Origin of the sequence: Pseudomonas fluorescens, assembly GCF_902497895.1 — a bacterium.
Taxonomy (GTDB): domain Bacteria; phylum Pseudomonadota; class Gammaproteobacteria; order Pseudomonadales; family Pseudomonadaceae; genus Aquipseudomonas; species Aquipseudomonas fluorescens_BP.
Map to the genome: position 1 here is coordinate 77260 of NZ_CABVHQ010000009.1, position 20619 is coordinate 97878.

Annotated in this window: 18 protein-coding genes and 2 pseudogenes; 5 read left to right on the top strand and 15 right to left on the bottom strand. The window is 59.1% G+C overall.

Annotated elements, in window-relative coordinates:
• Window positions 1–5: 5 nt before the first annotated feature.
• The 8 genes from F8N21_RS06935 to F8N21_RS06970 all read right to left on the bottom strand — a co-directional run bounded on the left by F8N21_RS06935 (window position 6) and on the right by F8N21_RS06970 (window position 8995).
• Window positions 6–1373: an LLM class flavin-dependent oxidoreductase gene (locus F8N21_RS06935; protein ID WP_150641412.1), complete on the bottom strand. Its 1368-nt coding sequence runs from the start codon at window positions 1371–1373 to the stop codon at window positions 6–8.
• A complete protein-coding gene (locus F8N21_RS06940; protein WP_150641413.1) occupies window positions 1373–2566 on the bottom strand; it encodes an SfnB family sulfur acquisition oxidoreductase in 1194 nt (397 codons plus the stop codon). Before F8N21_RS06940 ends, F8N21_RS06935 begins: the two co-directional genes overlap by 1 nt.
• 37 nt (window positions 2567–2603) lie before the next feature.
• Window positions 2604–3845 carry an SfnB family sulfur acquisition oxidoreductase gene (locus F8N21_RS06945; RefSeq protein ID WP_150641414.1) on the bottom strand — a complete coding sequence of 414 codons (1242 nt, stop codon included), beginning with the start codon at window positions 3843–3845 and terminating at the stop codon, window positions 2604–2606.
• 263 nt (window positions 3846–4108) lie between these two features.
• Window positions 4109–4873, bottom strand: a complete 765-nt coding sequence (locus tag F8N21_RS06950) for a hypothetical protein (RefSeq protein ID WP_150641415.1) — start codon at window positions 4871–4873, stop codon at window positions 4109–4111.
• Between the two features lie 617 nt (window positions 4874–5490).
• Window positions 5491–6243 carry an L-cystine ABC transporter ATP-binding protein TcyN gene (gene tcyN, locus F8N21_RS06955; RefSeq protein ID WP_150641416.1) on the bottom strand — a complete coding sequence of 251 codons (753 nt, stop codon included), beginning with the start codon at window positions 6241–6243 and terminating at the stop codon, window positions 5491–5493.
• Window positions 6244–6247: 4 nt separating this feature from the next.
• On the bottom strand, window positions 6248–6913 hold the full coding sequence (gene tcyL, locus F8N21_RS06960) for a cystine ABC transporter permease (RefSeq protein ID WP_150641417.1): 666 nt from the start codon (window positions 6911–6913) through the stop codon (window positions 6248–6250).
• Entirely contained in the window at window positions 6913–7707 is a 795-nt protein-coding gene (gene tcyJ / locus F8N21_RS06965) for a cystine ABC transporter substrate-binding protein (RefSeq protein ID WP_150641418.1), read from the bottom strand. The genes tcyL and tcyJ overlap by 1 nt, the downstream gene beginning before the upstream one ends.
• A 295-nt stretch (window positions 7708–8002) precedes the next feature.
• Window positions 8003–8995 (bottom strand): D-cysteine desulfhydrase, encoded by a 993-nt coding sequence (locus F8N21_RS06970; protein ID WP_150641419.1) that lies wholly within the window; start codon window positions 8993–8995, stop codon window positions 8003–8005.
• Window positions 8996–9187: 192 nt separating this feature from the next.
• Between F8N21_RS06970 and epsC the strand changes: the two genes are divergently transcribed.
• Window positions 9188–10114, top strand: coding sequence for a serine O-acetyltransferase EpsC (gene epsC / locus F8N21_RS06975; RefSeq protein ID WP_150641420.1), 927 nt, complete (start codon window positions 9188–9190; stop codon window positions 10112–10114).
• A 367-nt stretch (window positions 10115–10481) separates the two neighbouring features.
• Window positions 10482–12437 (top strand): choline transporter BetT, encoded by a 1956-nt coding sequence (betT, locus tag F8N21_RS06985; protein ID WP_191624229.1) that lies wholly within the window; start codon window positions 10482–10484, stop codon window positions 12435–12437.
• An 18-nt stretch (window positions 12438–12455) separates the two neighbouring features.
• Here the strand turns inward: betT and F8N21_RS06990 are convergent, their stop codons facing one another.
• Both F8N21_RS06990 and F8N21_RS07000 read right to left on the bottom strand, forming a co-directional pair.
• A complete protein-coding gene (locus F8N21_RS06990; protein ID WP_150641423.1) occupies window positions 12456–12713 on the bottom strand; it encodes a hypothetical protein in 258 nt (85 codons plus the stop codon).
• A 183-nt stretch (window positions 12714–12896) separates the two neighbouring features.
• Window positions 12897–13019 (bottom strand): annotated as a pseudogene (locus F8N21_RS07000) (SDR family oxidoreductase); the annotation flags it as partial.
• A gap of 112 nt (window positions 13020–13131) precedes the next feature.
• Here F8N21_RS07000 and F8N21_RS07005 point away from each other — a divergent pair.
• From F8N21_RS07005 to mgrA, 3 genes and pseudogenes are all read left to right on the top strand, one after another.
• Window positions 13132–13315 (top strand): annotated as a pseudogene (locus tag F8N21_RS07005) (type II toxin-antitoxin system HicA family toxin).
• Between the two features lie 92 nt (window positions 13316–13407).
• Window positions 13408–13809: a type II toxin-antitoxin system HicB family antitoxin gene (locus tag F8N21_RS07010; RefSeq protein ID WP_150641424.1), complete on the top strand. Its 402-nt coding sequence runs from the start codon at window positions 13408–13410 to the stop codon at window positions 13807–13809.
• Window positions 13810–13960: 151 nt separating this feature from the next.
• The gene (gene mgrA, locus F8N21_RS07015; protein WP_150641425.1) at window positions 13961–14998 is read left to right on the top strand and encodes an L-glyceraldehyde 3-phosphate reductase; all 1038 of its coding nucleotides are present in this window, start codon (window positions 13961–13963) and stop codon (window positions 14996–14998) included.
• 129 nt (window positions 14999–15127) lie between these two features.
• Here mgrA and tauD read toward each other — a convergent pair whose 3' ends face one another.
• From tauD to gshA, 5 genes are all read right to left on the bottom strand, one after another.
• On the bottom strand, window positions 15128–15961 hold the full coding sequence (gene tauD / locus F8N21_RS07020) for a taurine dioxygenase (protein ID WP_150641426.1): 834 nt from the start codon (window positions 15959–15961) through the stop codon (window positions 15128–15130).
• A gap of 47 nt (window positions 15962–16008) precedes the next feature.
• Window positions 16009–16851: a taurine ABC transporter permease TauC gene (gene tauC / locus F8N21_RS07025; protein WP_150641427.1), complete on the bottom strand. Its 843-nt coding sequence runs from the start codon at window positions 16849–16851 to the stop codon at window positions 16009–16011.
• A complete protein-coding gene (gene tauB / locus F8N21_RS07030) occupies window positions 16848–17642 on the bottom strand; it encodes a taurine ABC transporter ATP-binding subunit (RefSeq protein ID WP_150641428.1) in 795 nt (264 codons plus the stop codon). The genes tauC and tauB overlap by 4 nt, the downstream gene beginning before the upstream one ends.
• A 16-nt stretch (window positions 17643–17658) precedes the next feature.
• Window positions 17659–18636: a taurine ABC transporter substrate-binding protein gene (gene tauA / locus F8N21_RS07035; RefSeq protein WP_150641429.1), complete on the bottom strand. Its 978-nt coding sequence runs from the start codon at window positions 18634–18636 to the stop codon at window positions 17659–17661.
• 234 nt (window positions 18637–18870) lie between these two features.
• Window positions 18871–20454, bottom strand: coding sequence for a glutamate--cysteine ligase (gene gshA / locus F8N21_RS07040; RefSeq protein ID WP_150641430.1), 1584 nt, complete (start codon window positions 20452–20454; stop codon window positions 18871–18873).
• Window positions 20455–20619 lie beyond the last annotated feature (165 nt).

A 20619-nucleotide genomic window follows, 5' to 3' on the forward strand; every position in this document is an offset into this window, starting at 1 on the left:
AGGGGTCAATGTCGGTAGCTGGCGCCGGTGTGTTGCTGGGGCAAATGCGCCTCTGCGTGAAACAGCTTTTCTCGCAGGCTTCCGCTGTCATACGCGGTCTTGTACGACCCTCTGCGTTGCAACTCGGGGATCACCAGGTCGATGAAGTCGACATAGCTTTGCGGGGTGACGATGCGGGTCAGGTTGAAGCCGTCCAGGCCGGTTTTGGCGATCCAGGATTCGAGCTCGTCGGCGACCTGATCAGGTGAGCCGACCAGGGTGATGTAGCGTCCGCCCAAGGCGTGTTGTTCAAGCAATTGGCGCCGGGTCCAGTCGTTGTTTTGCAGGATTTTGGTGGCGGACTGGATGGCGTTGCTTTTCACGTGCTGGATCGGCTCGTCGAGTTCGTACTCGGAAAAATCGATACCGGTGGACGCCGAGAAATGCGCGACCCCGGCTTCGGCGCTGGCGTAGCTCAGGTACTCGGCATGCTTGGCCCAGGCCAGCGCCTCGGTGGCGCCGACGATCACGTTCAAGCCCATGAACACCTTGATGTCCTCTGGGTTGCGTCCGGCCTCGACAGCGCTGGCGCGGACTTTGTCTACCTGCACCTTGGTCGCCGCTTTGTTCTGCCCGCTGATGAACACGCACTCGGCATGCCGCCCGGCGAACTGCAAGCCGCGATCCGAACTGCCGGCCTGGAACAGCACCGGCGTGCGCTGAGGGGACGGCTCGCAAAGGTGATAGCCCTCGACCTGGTAAAACTCGCCGTGGTGCTGAACCTTGTGGACCTTGTCCGGCTGCGCGTAGATCCGCTGCTGCGGGTCATTGAGTACCGCGTCGTTTTCCCAGCTGCCTTCCCAGAGTTTGTAGAGCACCTCCAGGTATTCATCGGCCTGGTCATAACGCCGGTCATGTTCAACCTGTTCAATCAGACCCATGGCCTTGGCGGCACTGTCGAGGTAACCGGTGACAATGTTCCAGCCCACCCGACCGCGGCTCAGGTGATCGAGGGTCGACATGCGACGGGCGAACAGATACGGCGGTTCATAGGTCAGGTTGGCGGTCAGGCCGAAGCCAAGGTTTTTCGTCACCGCAGCCATGGCCGAGACCAGCAGCAACGGGTCGTTGACCGGCAACTGGATCGACTCCTTGAGCGGTACGTCCACCGAATGTTGGTAGACGTCGTAGACGCCGACGATATCTGCAATGAACAAGCCGTCGAACAGCCCGCGCTCCAGCAGTTGTGCCAGTTCGGTCCAGTATTCAATTGTCTTGTATTGAGTCGAGTTGTCCCGCGGGTGAGTCCACAGGCCATGGTTGATGTGCCCGATGCAGTTCATGTTGAACGCATTGAGCAGGATTTTTTTTCTCTTTGTTAAAGGCGAGGACATCAGATAGTCCCCCGCAACGGCGGATTTTCATCATTGAGGTAGTAGTTACCGACCGCGTGGTACTTCCAGCGCACCGGGTCGTGCAGGGTGTGCACCCGGGCGTTGCGCCAGTGACGGTCCAGACCGTGTTCGGCCAGGGTGGCCTGGCTGCCGGCCAGTTCGAACAGAGTGCTGCCGGCCGCCAGGGAAATTTCGGTGCTGATGGCACGGGCTTCGGCGACCGCAATAGACGCTGCGGCGACGGTCTCGGCGTTCGTTTCAGCTTGAGCCTGGTCGAGGAATTCACCGGCGCGTTCCAGCAGTGCCTCGGCGGCGTGCAGACGAATGCTCAAGTGGCCGAAGCTCTTGATCGTCAGCGGATCTTCAGTGGCTTTGTCATTGCCGGAATCAATCCATGGTCGGGTCTTGGTCCGGACAAAATGCAGCGCGTCTTCATACGCGGCGCGGGCAATCCCGGTATCGATGGCCGCGTGGAGTATCTGCGCCAGCGGGCCGACCGGGGTCGGGCGTTCGAAGGCGCTTTGAAACGGGATCACATCCTCGGCCGCTACATAAACGTTGTCGAACACCACCGAACCGCTACCGGTGGTGCGCTGGCCGAAGCCGCTCCAGTCGTCGATCACCGTCAGACCCTTACTGTCGCGCGGTACAAAGGCCAGTTGCTGCACGCCATTTTCATCCACCACGGAGGTCGGAATGCGGTGTGCGTAAATCGCCCCGGTGGAATAGAACTTACGGCCGTTGATGCGAAAACCCCCGCCGTCGCGGTTCAGGCTGGTGACGCGGTCGTGGGCGGTTTTGGTGCCAAATTCTGCAAGCGCATTACCGAAACGCTGGCCGGCCAATACCTCGGCATAGAGGCGTTTTTGCTGCTCCAGACTGCCGTTTACCCGCAGCACTTCCAAGGCATAAAAGTGGTTCTGCGGGATCTGCCCCAGGGACGAGTCGGCTTGGGCGATCAAGGCAATGACCTTGGCCAGGGTGACATGGGAAACGCCAGCACCACCGAAGGCCTTGGGCACGCTGATGCCCCACAGCCCGGAGCGCGAAAACACTTCCAGCTCCGCGTGTGGCAGGCGACGCTCGCGATCACGCAAGGCGCTGTCGCGTTTGAAATCTTCGGCCAGGTCACTGGCGACGATCAGGGCTTGTTCGTCGCTGGTTATGACCGCGACGTGTTGAGAAAGAGTCATGTGATTCTCCAGAGATCTGGTCAAAGTGTTCTGGTCGTCAGATCCAGGAATGCCGGGCGGGCAAGGTGCCGTTCAGGTGATAGGTGCCCACGGCGTGATATTTCCAGCGCACCGGGTCGTGAAGGGTGTGGACGCGCGCGTTGCGCCAGTGGCGGTCGAGATTGAATTCGGCGAGGGTTGCGCGGCTGCCGGCCAGTTCGAACAGCTTCTCGCTGGCCAGCAACGAGATCTCGGTGGTCAGTACTTTGGCTTCGGCCACGGCGATCGAGGCGCGGGCCGCGGATTCGGCAGTCACAGGCGCAGCGCTGACCTGATCGAGCACTTTTGCGGCCTTGCGCAACAGGGCTTCGGCGGCATGCAGTTCTATTTTCAGCTTGCCGATGTCGGCGATCACATAGAGGTCATCGCTGGCTCGTTCGACATTGGCGTCGATCCACGGCCGCGAACGTTCGCGGACAAAGCGGATGCTGTCGTCGATCGCAGCACGGGCGATACCGAGGTCAATGGCGGCCTGAATCAATTGCGACACGGCGCCCTGAGTATTCGGAACTTCGCTCAATCGCCAGTTATCCACCACCAGCTCGGCTTCGACCGGTACGTTGTTGAGCAACACGGTGCCGCTGGCGGTGGTCCGTTGGCCAAAGCCTGACCAGTCATCGACGATGCGCAGGCCGGCTGTGCCACGGCGGACGAACGCCATGACTGGCTTGCCTTCGTCGTTCAGGGCCTTGACGGTAATCCAGTGAGCGAACAAGGCGCCGGTGGAGTAAAACTTCTGGCCGTTGATAACGAAGCTGTCACCTTTGGCGGTGATCCGGGCTTTGAGCTCAAGGGTGTTTTTGCTGTCGCGCTCAGGTCCCGCATTACCGATCCGCCAGCCTTCGAGCACACTTTGGAACAGCTGCTTTTTTTGCCGTTCGGTGGCGCTGTGCAACAGCACATTGAGAATGCCGAACTGGTTTTGCGGGATCTGCCCCAGCGCCGGGTCAGCCGCGGAAATAATCGCGAATACTTCGGCCAGGGTGACGAAGGAGACCTGCGGACCGCCGAATTCACGGGGGATGGAAATACTGCCCAGGCCGCTGCGGGTGAACTGCTCTATTTCCGACCACGGCAACTTGCGCTGCCGGTCACGCCGGGATGCTTGCAAACGGGCGATGTCAGCGAGTTCATGGGCGGCTTTGAGGGCTTGCGCGTCATTGCGCAGGACCCGTGCGGGCAGCAATAGCGGGGCGATGTCCAGATCACTCTGGACAGATGCATCTGCCAGATTGGACATCAGTGCCACTCCTTGGCTGCACGCAATGCCCTGGCGATCTGCACTTGGGTGATTGTGTTCCGGACCATACCTACCTCACATCTTATGGAAGTGCCGCGAAAGCCGCGGCGAAATCAAAACCAAGAATGTCCGGTGGTCCGGTATATATACCTTAATCGCGCATAAAAAATTAATAAACTAACTTTTGGGAATATGCATAGAAGGTCTGTGGTCAGGATCCCCGCTCCGGAAATTTCAAGCCCGAAGCGGCGGGGAGGGAGGACTCAGTGGCGCCGGGTTTCGGCCGCTCGAAGCACCGTTCTCAGCGGTATTTTGCTGTAAGGGTTGGCCGCTCCGATCTTTAGCTTGCGGGCTGGCGCCCAGCGCGAGTTGTTGCCGACGCGATCGAGAATGCAGTAGGTGATTTCCAGTTGGTTGTCTTCCCCTGCCTCCAGAATCACGGTCGGTGGTACCCAGACGTTGATCGGCTTGCCAACCTCATCGGCTTTGACTTTGGGCAAGTCCATGCGCACATCGCCCCAGCGCAAGGTGATTTCATCCTCGGCAGCCATGTTCAAGTAAGGTTCTATGGTCAGCGGTACGCCGCGCTTGATCTGGTTGGGATTGACCCCCTGGCGGCGGATCGTCTCGGGGATACCCATAGGTTCAAGGCCCTGGTTTTCGTCACCGCAGAGTTCCGACGGTTGCCCGCCCGGGCAGTCGAGCTTGACCTGGACCCGTCTTGCGCTCGATAGCGCGGGACCCTGTCCAACTTGCATGACCCGATAGTGGATTCGCGAAGTGCCATTCTGAATAAAACTCTCCGGCACCCGCAGGCTGACCGGCTTTGCGATGTCGGCGGCCTTGAGTGACCGGGACGCCACATAGCAGCCGTCCCAGAACAATTCGATGAGGTCACCTTCGTCCATGGCGGCATAGGGCGGTATCTCGATCAGCAGATGAGCGGCAGCTATGACACCTATGCCCTGCATAGAGTTATGTGCCAGAGACGGAGCGCCAAGTTCCGGTTTTGCTGAGGTACGTGTCATGTCGTTCTCCTTGATAGCGTGCAGCGAAATCCGTTTCGGGCAAGCACACAACGCAAGTGCCTAGCCTTCACCTATATAGCGCCACGCAAGTTACAAAGTGATAAGTCTATGAGCTGAAAAATTCAGAGCATGTCATGGAGTCTGATATTTATTGTTTAGATAAGTTGGGTGCGGAGTTCATGTCAAGCCATTCTATGGGTAAACTTATTGATAGGTCTCTAATCAGAAAAAGCCTACATGGGATTGGCATTTTAGTGTGCGCGTCATATGACTTTTACCCAGAGGTTGTTGCGCCGAATAGCCGCATTGCTAGCCGATAGACTCAGGCAGCCATAGTCATGATTATTCTCGGTTCTTCAAAAAAATGTGTTGCCGGAGGTATGTGTGGACGTCGCATACAATTAATAATCCCACGGCCGAACGGCTGATAGTGTGGGGCGGGAGGCATTACGGATTGATGAAGGCGGGATGTGACAGGTCTTTATACAACGACTATTAGTTGTTCAGGTTGAAAAAAGTATTCGTCAGAAAATGTAATGAATATTTTGGAGCTTAATCATGCAAGTGCGATTTGGCAGGGCTCGCTCCATCCTTGGGCGAGTTAATCGGGGTAATATTTAAGTGCCAGGATTAAGAAACTTGCTGAGGAACTGTCGAGTACGCTCTTCTTTCGGGTTGGCAAACAATGCCTTGGCTTCTCCCTGTTCGACGATGACTCCCTTGTCGAAAAACACCACCCGATTGGCCACGTCCCGGGCGAAGCCCATTTCATGGGTGACAATCACCATGGTGCGTTTCTCTTCGGCCAGGCTGCGAATGGTCGCCAGTACTTCGCCAACCAATTCCGGGTCCAGGGCTGAGGTGGGTTCATCGAACAGGATCACTTCCGGCTCCATCGCCAGCGCCCGGGCAATCGCTACACGCTGTTGCTGCCCACCGGAAAGCCTGCGTGGATAAGCGTCCTCCTTGCCCGCCAGGCCAACCTTGGCCATCAGCGCCCGGCCCAGGGCCACCGCCTTGTCCTTTGGCATCTTCTTGACTACCAACGGGCCTTCGATCACGTTTTCCAGCGCCGTGCGATGGGGGAACAGGTTGAAGCTCTGGAATACGAAACCAACGTGCTGGCGCAACCGACGCACCAGCCCTTGTTGCTGGTTCAACGGTCGGCTGCCATCGATCTCGATATCGCCGACCTTGATTCGGCCACTGGTGGGTTCTTCGAGGAAATTCAGGCAGCGCAGGAAGGTCGTTTTGCCCGAGCCGCTAGGCCCGATGATCGCCACTACCTCGCCTTCCTTCACTTGCAGATCGATGCCGTTGAGCACCACTTGACCCTTGAACTGCTTTGTCAGTTTTTCCACGACAATCATTGGGTCAAAACTCCTGGTCGTGCCGATTGACCCGTGCTTCCAGCTGGTTTTGCAGGTGCGAAAGCACCGTTGCCAGAACCCAGTAGATCAGCGCGGCGGCAAGATACATGGTGAAAATTTCGAAGGTGCGAGCGGTAATCAGCTGCGCCTGACGGAACAGTTCCGGCACCTGAATGGTGGCGGCCAGCGCCGTGTCCTTGACCAGCGAAATGAAGCTATTGCCCAGCGGTGGCAGTGCCGTGCGCATCGCTTGCGGCAGGATGGCCCGACGCAGGGTCTGCGCACGGGTCATGCCGATACTGGCGGCAGCTTCCCACTGGCCGCGTTCGATTGAGCTGATCGCGGCACGGAGAATTTCGCAGGCATAGGCGGCCATGTTCAGCGAGAAGCCGATCAACGCCGCCGGCAGCGGATCCAGTTCGATACCTAATTGCGGCAAGCCGTAATAGATCACGAACAACTGCACCAGCAACGGCGTGCCGCGAAAGAACGACACGTAGACGCGGGCAATCCAGCTCACCAGCTTGAAGCGCGAAAGGCGCATCAGCGCCAGACCGAAGCCCATCACCAGGCCGAAGAACATCCCGCCCAGGCTCAAAATGACCGTGTAGTACGCGCCCTTCAGCAGGAAGGGCGCGGAATCCAGCGCGAGTTGGAAAGCTTGTTCCATTATTTAGTGACGTCAGCGTTGAAGTATTTCTGCGAGATCTTGGCCAGGGTGCCGTCGGCGCGCAATTTGTCGATGGCTTTGTTCACCGCGGCCAGCAGTTCAGGTTCGCCTTTGCGCAGGGCAACACCGGCTTCCTGACGGGAGAACGGTTCGCCGGCAACGGCGGTGTCCTTGGCTTTGGAGGTCAGTTCGAGAGCGGCCAGACGGTCCACCAGGATGGCATCGATACGGCCTACGCGCAGGTCCTGATACTTGGTCGGATCATCGTCATAGGTCTTGATGATAGCTTTCGGTTGGTTGTCCTTGAGCCACTGCTCATAGTTGGTGCCCAGGCCCACACCGACTTTTTTGCCGGCCAGATCGGCGGCGGTCTTGATAGTGCCTTCGTTCTTTTTCAGGGTCAGCGCCTGAATCCCGGAGATGGTGTAGGGCTCGGAGAAGTCGTACTTCTTTTTGCGCTCTTCGGAGATGGTCACCTGATTGATCACCGCGTCCAGACGCTTGGATTCCAGGGCCGCGAGGATACCGTCCCATTTGGTCGGCTGCAGTTTGACTTTCACGCCCAGCTCTTTGGCCAGGGCTTCGGAGAACTCTACTTCGAAGCCGGCCAGTTTGCCGTCGGCATCGACGAAACTGAACGGTGGATAGGTGCCTTCCAGACCGACGTTGATCACGCCGGCGTCCTTGATTTTTTTCAGTTGCTCACCGGCAACCGCTTGCCCCAGCAGACCGGCACCGAGTGCCAGACCCAGCGAGCCGATAAGCAGATTTCGACGTAGTGCGGAAAAATTCATGAAAAGCCCCTATGTTTTCTTATGAAAATGCATTTGGAAAAGAAGGCGAATCTCTGGATCTGGACGACTGCAACATCCTGCCTTAAAGCAGCCTATGCGTCTCGCGGCATATTCGCCTGTGGCGCGACTATATGACGATGCTTTTAGATTGGAAAATACTATAAAAATACATTCTTATTCATTTATGGAATAAAATTTTATCGTATTCGAAAAGATCGCAGCCTGCGGCAGCTCCTACAAAGGCAGGTTGATCACCGATCCCGTAGGAGCTGCCGCAGGCTGCGATCTTTTGCGTTTAAAACACCCCCGCATACGCAAACAACGCCGGCGCCCCGCCGGTGTGCAGGAAGATGATCGGACCGTCATCAAAACGATTGCGGCCAATGCCATCGAGCAAACCGGCCATGGCCTTGCCGGTGTACACCGGGTCCAGCAGCAAGCCTTCGTGACTGGCCACCAGCTTGATCGCCGCCAGGGTTCCGGCATTCGGCTCGCCATAGCGCGGGGCGAAATATTCGTCCCACAGCTCAACCTTGAAACTCGCCGGCACGCTCATGCCGAGCAGTTCGGCGGTTTGCTCGGCCAGACCCTGGACCTTCGGCCGCTGGGCTTCATCAGTGCGCGAAACCGTGACACCCACCACCGGCAGATCCGGCAGCACTTCGCTCAGCGCCAGAGCCAGACCGCTATGGGTCCCGGCACTGCCGGAGGCCAGCACCACGGCGGCGAACTTCAGTCCACTGTCCTCGATCTGCGCGGCCAGTTCCAGACCGGCGCGGACATAACCCAAGGCACCTAAAGCGTTGGAGCCGCCAATCGGCACCAGATAGGGTTTCTTGCCGCTGGACCGCAGGCGTTCGGCGAGGGCGTGCAGCTGGTCGTCGGCATTGTCCAGGTTGTCCACCAACTCGACCTTGGCGTCGAACAGATCCAGGAGCAGGCGGTTGCCGTTGGCCAGGTAGTTGCTGTCGTGGGTGCCAATGGGATTTTCCAGCAGTGCGACACAACCCAGCCCGAGCTTGGCGGCCAATGCCGCGGTCTGGCGCACATGGTTGGACTGAATGGCACCTGCGGTGACCAAGGTATCGGCACCGGCGGCCAGCGCATCGGCCGCCAGGTATTCGAGTTTGCGCAGCTTGTTGCCGCCCAGTGCCAGCGGCGTGGTGTCATCGCGTTTGACGTAAACATCGCGGCCGAGCCAGGTCGACAGGCGCTCGAGTTTTTCCAGCGCGGTGGCGTTGCCGAGGAGTTCCAGACGATTGAAGCGAGCAAGCTGTTGTTTAATCATGGGTCCGCACTGGTTGTAGGAGGTGTCTGGACTATAGGCAGGCCTTTTTACTGGAGCAACCGTCAATCGCTTATATCCAAACGTGCTTATGGCTGCACAATTCGTTCTTAATTCAGGGTCGAGCGCGTACCGTAAAGTGGATGCCGTTTCCGCAGCCAGACAGTCCGGCCGCATGAATGAGGAGTCTTTACCATGAGCGAGCCTTCCAGCCATTGGCAGTTGCAGACCATAGTCAGCCAACTGCGCGATGCCCGAGACCAGTGGCGTACTCAGAACGGCCGCATCAGCGGCGAGCAGGGCGGGCGCGAATTGCCATCGCGAGCGGCCATGGCCGAGATACTCGAAGCGCTGTGCGGCGCACTGTTCCCGATGCGCCTCGGCCCGGTGGACCTGCGTGAGGAGAGTGAAGACTTCTATGTCGGCCATACCCTGGATGTGGCGCTCAATGCCTTGCTGGCCCAGGCACGCCTTGAACTGCGTTATGTGGCTCGGCAAAGCGCCCGGATCGATAACGAAGTCGAAGCCAAAGCCATTCAATTGATCCAGGATTTCGCCCTGGCCTTGCCGGGCCTGCGCAGCCTGCTCGATACTGACGTGCTGGCGGCCTTCCACGGTGATCCGGCGGCGCGCAGCGTGGATGAAGTGCTGTTGTGCTACCCGGGGATTCTCGCGGTGATCCACCATCGCCTGGCGCATCACCTGTACCGCGCCGGCTTGCCGCTGCTGGCGCGGATCAGTTCGGAGATTGCCCACTCGGCAACCGGCATCGATATCCACCCCGGCGCGCAGATCGGCGCCAGCTTCTTTATCGATCACGGCACGGGTGTGGTGATTGGCGAGACGGCGATCATCGGTGAACGGGTGCGCATCTATCAGGCTGTGACCCTCGGTGCAAAACGTTTCCCCGCGGACGAGGATGGCCAGTTGCAAAAAGGCCATCCACGTCACCCGATTGTCGAAGACGACGTGGTGATCTATGCCGGCGCGACCATTCTCGGGCGGATCACCATCGGCAAGGGCTCGACCATCGGCGGCAACGTCTGGTTGACCCGCAGCGTGCCGGCTGGCTGCAACCTGACCCAGGCCAATCTGCAGCATGATGACGGGACGCAGAAGTAGCGACGCGCCCTTGTAGGAGCGAGCTTGCTCGCGATGGTCGCCAACGATAACGCGGGGCGCCTGAATCGCCGCGGCGCTCTCTGGATCATCGCGAGCAAGCTCGCTCCTACAGTTGGATCTCCATTGATTGCAAGATTTGCATTAGTAAGCCCCCCTCACCACAAGGTACCGCCTGGCCTTGGGATTAGTCCTGAAACACCTATTCATGTTTAACTTGAACGCTCGTTCAAGTTAAACCGGTGGTTCGCTGCCCGCTCACAACAGGAGGCTTACCTTTGCTGAGTCCGTTTTATCCGGCCACATCCCCCACCCTCGAGGTGCATCTTTCATGAGTGCACCGTCCACCCCTCCAAGCGGTCAGATCCGCATGAACCCGCCAGTGTTCTACTTCGCGGCGAGTTTCATTCTGTTGTTCGGCCTGGTGGTGATCGCCGTGCCGGAACAGGCTGGCGCCTGGTTGCTGGCCGCGCAAAACTGGGCGGCCAATACGGTCGGCTGGTACTACATGTTGGCGATGACCCTGTATCTGGTCTTCGTGGTGGTCACCGCCTTGTCCGGCTACGGCAAGATCAAGCTCGGTGCCGACCACGACGAACCCGAATTCAGTTACCTGTCCTGGGCCGGCATGCTGTTCGCCGCCGGGATCAGTATCACGCTGTTTTTCTTCTGTGTTTCCGAACCGCTGACCCACATGCTGCAGCCGCCTCAAGGCGAAGCCGGCACTGCCGACGCCGCGCGCCAGGCTATGCAGATTCTGTTTCTGCACTGGGGGCTGCACGGCTGGGGTGTGTTCGCTTTCGTCGGCATGGCGCTGGCCTACTTTGCCTATCGGCATAACCTGCCGCTGGCCTTGCGCTCGGCCCTGTACCCGCTGATTGGCAAACGTATCAACGGCCCGATCGGCTACGCGGTGGATGGCTTCGGCATCATCGCCACGGTGTTTGGGCTGGGCGCGGACATGGGCTTTGGTGTGTTGCACCTCAACTCCGGGCTCGACTTCCTGTTCGGCATCGCTCACACCCAGTGGATTCAGGTCGGCCTGATCACCCTGATGATGGGCGCGGCGATCATCGTTGCGGTGTCCGGGGTCGATAAAGGTGTGCGGGTGATGTCCGACATCAACATGCTGCTGGCCTGCGCGCTGCTGCTGTTCGTGTTGTTCGCCGGGCCTACCCAGCACCTGCTCAACACCCTGATCCAGAACATCGGCGATTACCTCGGCGCCTTGCCGATGAAGAGTTTCGACCTCTACGCCTACGACAAACCCAGCGACTGGCTGGGCGGCTGGACGGTGTTCTATTGGGCCTGGTGGATTGCCTGGTCGCCGTTCGTGGGGTTGTTCATTGCACGGATTTCCCGTGGCCGGACCATCCGTGAATTCGTCTTTGGCGTGCTGCTGATTCCCCTGGGTTTCACCCTGGCCTGGATGTCGATCTTCGGCAATAGCGCCATCGATCAGGTGCTCAACCACGGCATGAGCGCGATGGGTATGTCGGCCCTCGAAAACCCGTCGATGACCCTGTACCTGTTGCTGGAAACCTACCCTTGGGGCAAGACCGTGATCGCGGTCACGGTGTTTATCAGCTTCGTGTTCTTCGTCACCTCGGCAGATTCCGGCACTGTGGTGCTCTCGACGCTTTCGGCTCGGGGCGGCAACCCCGACGAAGACGGACCGAAATGGCTGCGGGTGTTCTGGGGCGCGATGACTGCGTTGATCACCAGTGCCTTGTTGTTCGCCGGCAGTATCGACTCGCTGAAATCAGCGGTGGTGCTCACTTCGCTGCCGTTTTCGTTGATTTTGCTGCTGATGATGTGGGGGCTGCACAAGGCGTTCTACCTCGAGTCGCAGAGGCAGATCGCGCAACTGCACTCGCTGGCACCGGTGTCCGGATCGCGACGCGGCGGTTGGCGTCAGCGCCTGAGCCAGGCCGTGCATTTCCCGTCACGGGATGAGGTGTACCGCTTCCTCGATTCCACGGTGCGTCCGGCCATCGAAGAAGTAACGGCGGTGTTCGTCGAAAAAGGCCTCAATGTGGTCGCCCAACCGGACCCGGCCAACGACAGCGTCAGCCTGGAAATCGGGCATGGCGAGCAGCACCCGTTTATCTATCAGGTGCAGATGCGCGGCTACTTTACACCGTCTTTCGCCCGTGGCGGGATGGGCTCCAAAGAGCTCAACAACCGTCGCTACTACCGGGCTGAAGTGCATTTGAGCGAAGGCAGTCAGGACTACGATCTGGTGGGCTACACCAAGGAGCAAATCATCAACGACATCCTTGACCAGTACGAACGGCACCTGCAGTTCCTGCATTTGGTGCGTTGATCAAGGGCCAGTGGCCGCTCAGGCTTTGTTCAACGCCATGAACAGCACCAGAGCGGCCACCGGTACGCTGAACACCACACTACCGACCATCAGTTCAGAGACCAGCGATTGCCCTGCGGTGACCATGCCCACGGCGCCGTTGATCGCCGTCAGTGCCAGCCACAGGACGATGAAACTGTAGGTAACTGTCTGCTGGCTGAAACCGAGTTTCTGCCCGATCAACAGCATCAGCGCCAGAAGGACCAGGCCGAAGGTGATGATGATGGTGGTGTGCATGTGGGGGTCCTCCTTTAAGCGAAAGCTGGGCCCTTGTAGGAGCGAGCTTGCTCGCGATGGACTCAAGGGCGGCGCGCTTATTCAGAAAACACGCGTTATTGTTAACGTCCATCGCGAGCAAGCTCGCTCCCACACTTCCAACACTCCGTCATAACGAGCATAGGCGTTGAGAACCTTGACGACTCAAACCAGCCCGCCGTTGGCTCGCAGGATTTGCCCGTTGACCCAGTTGGCAGCCGGGCTGACGAGGAAGGAGATGACCTTGGCGATGTCTTCCGGCTGACCGAGGCGTTCCAGTGGCGGTAAAACAAAGGCAGGATTTGTAGACTAATATTTAACCGAGTGTGTATGGTGTGTATTGAGCTTGCCCTTTGCTGTGTACAGTGCGCCACAGAGGCTGTCGAAAAGGGCGAGGGTGATGCGAAGTCGGGAAATGATCAAAGCGATCGAGGAGGACGGGTGGTATCTGGTGGCGGTGAAAGGCAGCCATTCACCAATACAAACATCCGAGCAAGCCGGGTAGGGTCACCATCAAGCACCCAGACTCCGATCTTCCGAAAGGTACGATCAACAGCATACTGAAACAGGCCGGACTGAAATGAGGCCGGTAAGCAGCTACGAGAACCCTTATAGGGTCGTAGTGGAAAGAGACCGGTCTCCAACGAAACCGGATTTAGAGGAAGGGTCCACCAACATGAAATTCCCAGTCGTTCTGCACAAGGATGCCGACTCAGACTATGGAGTGATTGTCCCTGATGTGCCCGGTTGCTTCTCCGCAGGTAGCACTGTGTCGCAAGCATTCGAAAACGTGAAAGAAGCATTGTCCTTGCATTACGAAGGACTGGTCGCCGATGGCGATCCACTTCCACAAGTGCACGAGATAGATGATCACCTTGATAATCCCGACTATGCCGGCGGTGTATGGGGTGTGGTCGAGTTTGACGTGACGCCTTACTTCGGGAAATCGGTACGCTTCAACGCCACGCTTCCTGAGCAGTTACTCGAGCGTATCGATCAAACCGTAAAACGGGATCGTCGTTACAGCTCACGGTCCGGATTTCTGGCTGCGGCGGCATTGCGAGAATTGTCGGCGTGAAGCAGGTGATCGTTCCCTCGCGCATATGTGGGGGAACGATCATGGGTTAGCGGTGCCGTATCGAATACGATGACAAGACTTTGCCCGCGATAAGGTCGCAACGACCTTCAGAGTTTCAGAGACACCGCAGACTCCAACCAGAGAGGATTCGATGACTTATATTGCTGCCGAAAACCGCTACGACTCCATTCCCTACCGCCGCGTCGGACGCAGCGGTCTGGTGCTGCCGGCACTGTCCCTGGGCCTGTGGCACAACTTCGGCGACAGCACGCCGATCGATACCCAGCGCTCGTTGCTGCGCACTGCCTTCGACCTGGGCATCAATCACTTCGACCTCGCCAACAACTATGGCCCGCCCTACGGCAGCGCCGAGATCAACTTCGGACGATTGCTGCGCGAAGATTTCAAGCACTACCGCGACGAGCTGATCATCTCCAGTAAAGCCGGTTGGGACATGTGGCCGGGCCCGTATGGCCAAGGCGGCGGTTCGCGCAAATACGTGCTGGCCAGCCTCGATCAGAGCCTGCAGCGCATGGGGCTTGAGTATGTGGATATCTTCTATTCGCACCGCTTCGACCCGGATACCCCGCTGGAAGAAACCGCCAGCGCTCTGGCCACTGCGGTGCAGCAGGGCAAGGCGCTGTACATCGGCATCTCGTCTTACTCCGGGGCTAAAACCCGGGAAATCGCGGCCTTGCTCAAGGAGTGGAAAGTGCCGCTGCTGATTCACCAGCCGGCCTACAACCTGCTCAACCGCTGGGTGGAAAAAGACCTGCTGGAGACCACCGACGAACTCGGTGCCGGGGTGATCGCCTTCACCCCGCTGGCCCAGGGCTTGCTGACCGATAAATACCTCAACGGCGTGCCCAAGGATGCGCGGGTTAACCGTCCTGGCGGCGGTTCGCTGCAAGTTTCGCACCTGTCGGAAGCGAACATCGCCCATGTGCGTGCCCTCAACGAGATCGCCCAGCGCCGCGGCCAAAGCCTCGCGCAACTGGCCCTGGCCTGGACCCTGCGCGATCCGCGGGTGACCTCCGCGCTGATCGGGGCCAGCCGTCCAGAGCAGATCATCGAAAACGTCGGGGCGTTGAAGAATTTGAGCTTCAGTGCAGAGGAGCTGGCCGAAATCGACCGGTTTGCCCAGGAAGGCGGGATTAATTTGTGGGAGAAGCCTTCGACGGCTGAGTAAGTTTTTTAATCCAGTGTGCTGCCGAAAAGATCGCAGCCTTCGGCAGCTCCTACGGATTTGCGTACAACCTCGATTCTATGGGGGTACTCCATCCGTGTAGGAGCTGCCGCAGGCTGCGATCTTTTGATCTTAAAATGGCACATCCCCCAAGATCGTCGCCCGGTGCATCACGCGCCGTTGCGGGCGGTAATCATCTATCGCGAAATGCTGCGTCACACGATTGTCCCAGAAGGCCACGTCGTGCTCTTCCCAGCGCCAGCGGATAGTGAATTCCGGGCGGGTGGCGTGTGCGAACAGTAGTTTCAGGATTGTTTCGCTTTCATTTTCAGACAGTTCATTGATGCGGGTGGTGAAGCCTTCATTGACGAACAGCGACTTGCGTCCGCTAACCGGATGGGTGCGGATCACCGGGTGCGACAGCGGCGGATTCTTCTTGCGCGCCTCCTCCCAGCGCGCCAGGTCTTCGGCGGTGGTGCCGAAGCGCTCCAGCGGGAAGGACTTGATGAAATCATGGGTCGCCGTCAACCCTTGCAGCAGGCTTTGCATCGGCGTCGACAGTGCCTCATAAGCCGCGATGCCGCTGGCCCACAAGGTGTCGCCACCAAACGCCGGCAACAGCTTGGCGCTGAGCACCGCGCCCAGGGCCGGAGTTGGCAGGAAGGTGACGTCGGTATGCCAGACCGCATTATCACGGACGTCGGTCTGCGCCGTGTCGAGGATCAGTACCTCAGGTTGTTCCGGCACGTTCGGGTAGATGGGGTGGATGTGCAGGTCACCGAAATTGGCGGCGAACCGCGCCTGTTGCTGTGGGTTCAATGGCTGCTCGCGAAAGAACAGGACTTGATACTTGAGCAGCGCCTGCTCGATGGCGTCGCGTTGCTCGACGTTCAGCGGTTGAGTGATGTCGACGCCGCTGATCCGGGCGCCTAGGGCGCAGCTAAGGGGCGTAATGCTCAGGCTCATGATCGCTCTCGAATTCGGCGCCGAAGTGCCGGCGTAGTCAGTTCTGTTCAATGCGCCTGGCCATGCCACGGCACCAGCTTGCGTTGCAGGGCTCGCAGGCCCATTTCCATGGTGAAGGCGATAAGCGCGATCACCAGAATCCCCAGTACCACCACATCGGTGACCAGAAATTGCGCGGCCGACTGGACCATAAAGCCCAGGCCGCTGGTGGCGGCGATCAATTCGGCGGCGACCAGGGTCGACCAGCCGACACCCAGGCCAATGCGCACGCCGGTGAGAATGTCCGGCAGGGCGCTGGGCAGGATCACATGGCGAATCAACTGGGCCCGCGTCGCGCCCAAGGATTGCGCGGCCCGGAGTTTGGTCGGGTCGACGGTGCGCACGCCGGTGGCGGTGGCGATGGCAATCGGGGCAAAGATTGCCAGGTAAATCAGCAGGACTTTGGACAACTCGCCAATCCCGCACCAGATGACGATCAACGGCAGATAGGCCAGCGGTGGAATAGGGCGGTAGAACTCGATCAGCGGATCGAGAATGCCGCGGGCGATGCGGTTGTGGCCGATGGCAATCCCCACCGGGATGGCGCTCAGCACGGCGAAGCCCAGCGCCAGGCCAATACGACTGAGGCTGGCGCCAAGGTGCTGCCATAACGTCGAATCCATATAGCCACTGGTCGCCAGCAACCAGCCTTTTTGCAGGACTGCCGAGGGCGGTGGCAGAAACAGCGGTTCAATTAACCCACTGGCAGTCACGGCCCACCAGATGGCGAGCAGCGCGATCAAGGTCAGTACGCTGATCCAGCGGGTACTCAGGCTGCGACGAGCAGCAATCACAGTCGACGAGCTGGCGCTGGTTTTTGTGGCCGTGGCCGGTAATCCGTAGCTGCTCATGCGCGCCCCTGCTGCTGGACGGCGCTGCGTTGGGAGAATACGCGAGCGAGCACGTGTTCGCGGGTTTCGATAAAACGCGGGTCGGACTTGATCGTCCGGGCCGACTCACCGGCGGCATAGCGCTGGCCGAAGTCCAGGCTCAGACGCTCGACGATTTGCCCGGGATTGGGCGCCAGCAAAATCAGTTCGGTGGCGAGGAACACCGCTTCTTCAATGTCGTGGGTAATCAGGAACACCGGTTTGGCGGTGCGCTTCCAGACTTGTAGCAACAGTTCCTGCATCTGCTCGCGGGTGAAGGCGTCAAGGGCGCCAAAGGGTTCGTCCATCAGCAGCACGCGCGGGTCAGCGGCAAGGGCGCGGGCCAGGCCGACACGCTGTTTCTGGCCACCGGACAGCTGCCAGATGCGACGCTGGTCGAAGCCGGTGAGGTCTACCAGGGCGAGCATTTCCCGCGCGCGGACTTCCCGTTGTGACTTGGGGATGCCCGCCAACTCCAGGCCGAAGCCGACGTTGGCCAAGACATCCTGCCACGGCAGTAGTGCATCATCTTGAAACACCACGCCGCGCTCGGCGCTCGGACCTTTGACCGGCATGCCGTCGAGGGTGATGCGCCCGGCGCTGGGTTCGACGAAGCCGGCAATCAGGTTCAACAGCGAGGTCTTGCCACTGCCGGAAGGGCCGAGGGCGACCAGCAGTTGCCGGGGTCCAAGGCTCAGGGAAATATCTGCCAGCACCGGCTCTGCCGCGCCGGGGTACTGTGCGCTGATGCGCTCCAGTTCTAACAAGGCCATCGCCGTTTACTCCCGATCAGTTGGTAATGAACTTGGCGCTGACGTACGGAGCGTAGTCCGGCAGTACGGCTTCGACCTTGCCTTGTTCCTTGAGGAACGTGGCGGTGTCGGTGATGGCTTTGGTGGTCGGCGCGCCGAGGGTGATCACCTGGTCAGCCGCCAGCGGGTAGACATTGGCTTGCAGCAGCAATGGAATGTCGCTGGCTTTGGCGCCGGAGAGTTTTACCAGTTTGTCGACGTTGCCTTTGTCCGCCAGCCAGGCTTGTGGGTCTTTGCGGTAATCAGAGTAGGCATCCAGAGTGACCTTGGCGAAGGCGGTGACAATTTCCGGGTGCTTCGCGGCGAAGTCTTTGCGCACGATCCAGGCATCGAAGGTCGGTGCGCCGAACCTGGCCAGTTCGCCCGAGGTGATCAGCACTTTGCCGTTTTCCTTGGCCACGCCCAGCGCCGGGTCCCAGACGTAGGTTGCATCGATGTCGCCGCGTTTCCATGCGGCAACGATGGCGGGTGGTGCGAGGTTGAGGATCTGTACTTTCGACGGGTCGATCTTCCAGTGTTTGAGCGCTGCCAGCAGGCTGTAGTGGCCAGTGGAAACGAAGGGCACGGCGATTTTCTTGCCAATCAGGTCTTGCGGGGTTTTGATCCCGGAACCATCGCGGGCCACCAAGGCTTCGGCGGCGCCGATCTGGGTGGCGATGAGGAAGGTCTGCACTGGGACTTTGCGGGTAATCGCCGCCGTCAACGGGCTGGAGCCGAGGTAGCCAATCTGCACATCGCCCGAGGCGATTGCGGCAATGATGTCGGCACCGTTGTCGAATTTGCGCCAGTCGATGTTGGCCTTGGTGGCTTTTTCGTAAGCGCCGTCGGCCTGGGCGACTTTCGCCGGGTCAACGGTGGTCTGGTAGGCAACGGTTACGTCAGCCGCCTGGGCCAGGAAGCTCACCGCAGCCAGGGACGCGGCCGCTAGGAGGCGGAGGGGAAAGTACGTTTTCATTGGGAAAGCTCCTTGTTCAGGCGGCCGGAGAATCGGCTGACAAGGAGACTAAATGATCTAAGAATTAGAAAATAAATAACTTTTTAGAATTAGCATATGAAGGGAAAGATCTAAGAATCAAAAGATCGCAGCCTTCGGCAGCTCCTACACGGATTGGCGTACATCCATGGATTCCAGGTTGCTAACCGGTCCCCGTAGGAGCTGCCGCAGGCTGCGATCTTTTACAGGCGCCGCTTAATTACTGATCGCCAGAATACTCGCCTGATAGGCGCCGACAAACACATCGAAATCGCCGACTTCGTTCTGCTCCAGCTCTGCCTGTTGCGCCAGCGAACTGCGCGCCAGCTCCTCGAAGCGAGTCTGCTCTTCAGCACTCAAGGGTTCGCTGCGAAAGTGCTCGGCATGGACCTGGCTCTGGCGCAGGGAGAACCGGGTGAAGCTCTCCTTATGCTCATGCATGGCGGCCAGCACCTGCGCGGACGGGGTCAGGGACGGATCCTGGACCTTCGCCAGTTGCGCATCCAGGGCTTTGCTGTGGGCATCGCCGCCGTGGCTTTGATCGAGCAGCACGGCCAATGGCGCAATCTTCTCCAGCAACTCGCTGGCCCACTCTTTCAAGTCCACCGGCTGGCCATGGCGCTGCAATTGCAGGCCTGGACGGCGACCTTCCTTGACCACGCTGAGGAAGTTCGAGGTGCAATTGCCACATTCTCTGTTGGCGATCAGCGGGCTCTCGTTCAGCGCACAGTACAGCAGGAAGGCGTCGAGGAAACGTGCCTCCTGCAGATCGATGCCCATCGGCAGGAACGGGTTGATGTCCAGGCAACGCACTTCGACGTACTGAACGCCACGAGCCACCAGCGCCTGGATCGGCCGCTCACCGGTGTAGGTCACGCGTTTCGGACGAATGTTGGAGTAGTACTCGTTTTCGATCTGCAGGATGTTGGTATTGAGTTGAATCCACTCACCGTCCTTATGGGTGCCGATCTCGACGTAGGGCGGATAGGGTGTGGCCACTGCCTTGCGCAGACTGTCGGTGTAGCTGTGCAAATCGTTGTAGCACGGCGTCAGCCCGGCCTGGGCGTCGCTCTGGTAACCCAGGTCGCTCATGCGCAGGCTGGTGGCGTAAGGCAGGTACAGCGTCTCTGGATCAAGCTGTTCAAGCTGATGGGAGCGGCCATGCAAAAAGCCCGCATCGAGTGTCGGCGAGGCGCCAAACAGGTACATCAACAGCCAACTGTAGCGGCGGAAGTTACGGATCAGCGCGATATAGGCCGCCGACTGATAGTCGCGGTCGGTACCGACAAAGCCTTCGTCCTGCTTGAGCAGCGGCCAGAGTTTCTCTGGCAGGGAGAAGTTGTAGTGAATCCCGGCAATGCATTGCATGGTCTTGCCGTAACGCAGGGCCAGGCCCTTGCGGTACACGTACTTGAGCTTGCCGATATTGGAGGTGCCGTAATAGGCAATCGGGATATCTTCCTCGGCCGGCAACGGGCACGGCATCGATGGACTCCACAGGTATTCGTTGCCGAGCTTGCTGTAGGCAAAACGATGGATCTTGTCGAGGCTGCTCAGCGTGTCTGCCGGATCAGGCAGGGCCGGAGTGATGAACTCCAGCAGCGACTCGGAATAGTCGGTAGTGATTTGCTCATTGGTCAGTGCAGAGCCTAGTTCTTCAGGGTGCGGAGTCTGCGCCAGACGGCCGATATCGTTGACGCGCAGGCATTCGCGCTCGATACCATGCAGGCACTGCTCGAGCAGAGAGAGGTTAGCGCGCTCGCCAAGCAGAGCCAGGCGGCGGTTGAGAAGTTCGCTCAAGTTGGATTCCTTCACGCGTCAGTCGCCCCAATATGGGGGTGGGCAAGACGGTCTACAAGGGTGAAGTTGAAACTGGCGTTGTCGCCTGGTTCTCGAGCCGTAAAGACCCACTTTGGAAATACCGGCTTCATCCCTGAATCCGGGGGGCGCGAGACGAAGAAAACT

What these genes read in the sequence shown, in the direction of transcription:
- epsC (WP_150641420.1), top strand. Translation starts at nt 9,188, where the DNA reads ATGAGCGAGCCTTCCAGCCATTGGCAGTTGCAGACCATAGTCAGCCAA.
- tauD (WP_150641426.1), bottom strand. Translation starts at nt 15,961, where the DNA reads ATGAGCCTGAGCATTACGCCCCTTAGCTGCGCCCTAGGCGCCCGGATC.
- F8N21_RS06940 (WP_150641413.1), bottom strand. Translation starts at nt 2,566, where the DNA reads ATGACTCTTTCTCAACACGTCGCGGTCATAACCAGCGACGAACAAGCC.
- F8N21_RS06935 (WP_150641412.1), bottom strand. Translation starts at nt 1,373, where the DNA reads ATGTCCTCGCCTTTAACAAAGAGAAAAAAAATCCTGCTCAATGCGTTC.
- F8N21_RS06945 (WP_150641414.1), bottom strand. Translation starts at nt 3,845, where the DNA reads ATGTCCAATCTGGCAGATGCATCTGTCCAGAGTGATCTGGACATCGCC.
- F8N21_RS06990 (WP_150641423.1), bottom strand. Translation starts at nt 12,713, where the DNA reads ATGCACACCACCATCATCATCACCTTCGGCCTGGTCCTTCTGGCGCTG.
- tcyL (WP_150641417.1), bottom strand. Translation starts at nt 6,913, where the DNA reads ATGGAACAAGCTTTCCAACTCGCGCTGGATTCCGCGCCCTTCCTGCTG.
- mgrA (WP_150641425.1), top strand. Translation starts at nt 13,961, where the DNA reads ATGACTTATATTGCTGCCGAAAACCGCTACGACTCCATTCCCTACCGC.
- F8N21_RS06970 (WP_150641419.1), bottom strand. Translation starts at nt 8,995, where the DNA reads ATGATTAAACAACAGCTTGCTCGCTTCAATCGTCTGGAACTCCTCGGC.
- tcyJ (WP_150641418.1), bottom strand. Translation starts at nt 7,707, where the DNA reads ATGAATTTTTCCGCACTACGTCGAAATCTGCTTATCGGCTCGCTGGGT.
- tcyN (WP_150641416.1), bottom strand. Translation starts at nt 6,243, where the DNA reads ATGATTGTCGTGGAAAAACTGACAAAGCAGTTCAAGGGTCAAGTGGTG.
- tauB (WP_150641428.1), bottom strand. Translation starts at nt 17,642, where the DNA reads ATGGCCTTGTTAGAACTGGAGCGCATCAGCGCACAGTACCCCGGCGCG.
- betT (WP_191624229.1), top strand. Translation starts at nt 10,482, where the DNA reads ATGAACCCGCCAGTGTTCTACTTCGCGGCGAGTTTCATTCTGTTGTTC.
- F8N21_RS06950 (WP_150641415.1), bottom strand. Translation starts at nt 4,873, where the DNA reads ATGACACGTACCTCAGCAAAACCGGAACTTGGCGCTCCGTCTCTGGCA.
- tauC (WP_150641427.1), bottom strand. Translation starts at nt 16,851, where the DNA reads ATGAGCAGCTACGGATTACCGGCCACGGCCACAAAAACCAGCGCCAGC.
- tauA (WP_150641429.1), bottom strand. Translation starts at nt 18,636, where the DNA reads ATGAAAACGTACTTTCCCCTCCGCCTCCTAGCGGCCGCGTCCCTGGCT.
- F8N21_RS07010 (WP_150641424.1), top strand. Translation starts at nt 13,408, where the DNA reads ATGAAATTCCCAGTCGTTCTGCACAAGGATGCCGACTCAGACTATGGA.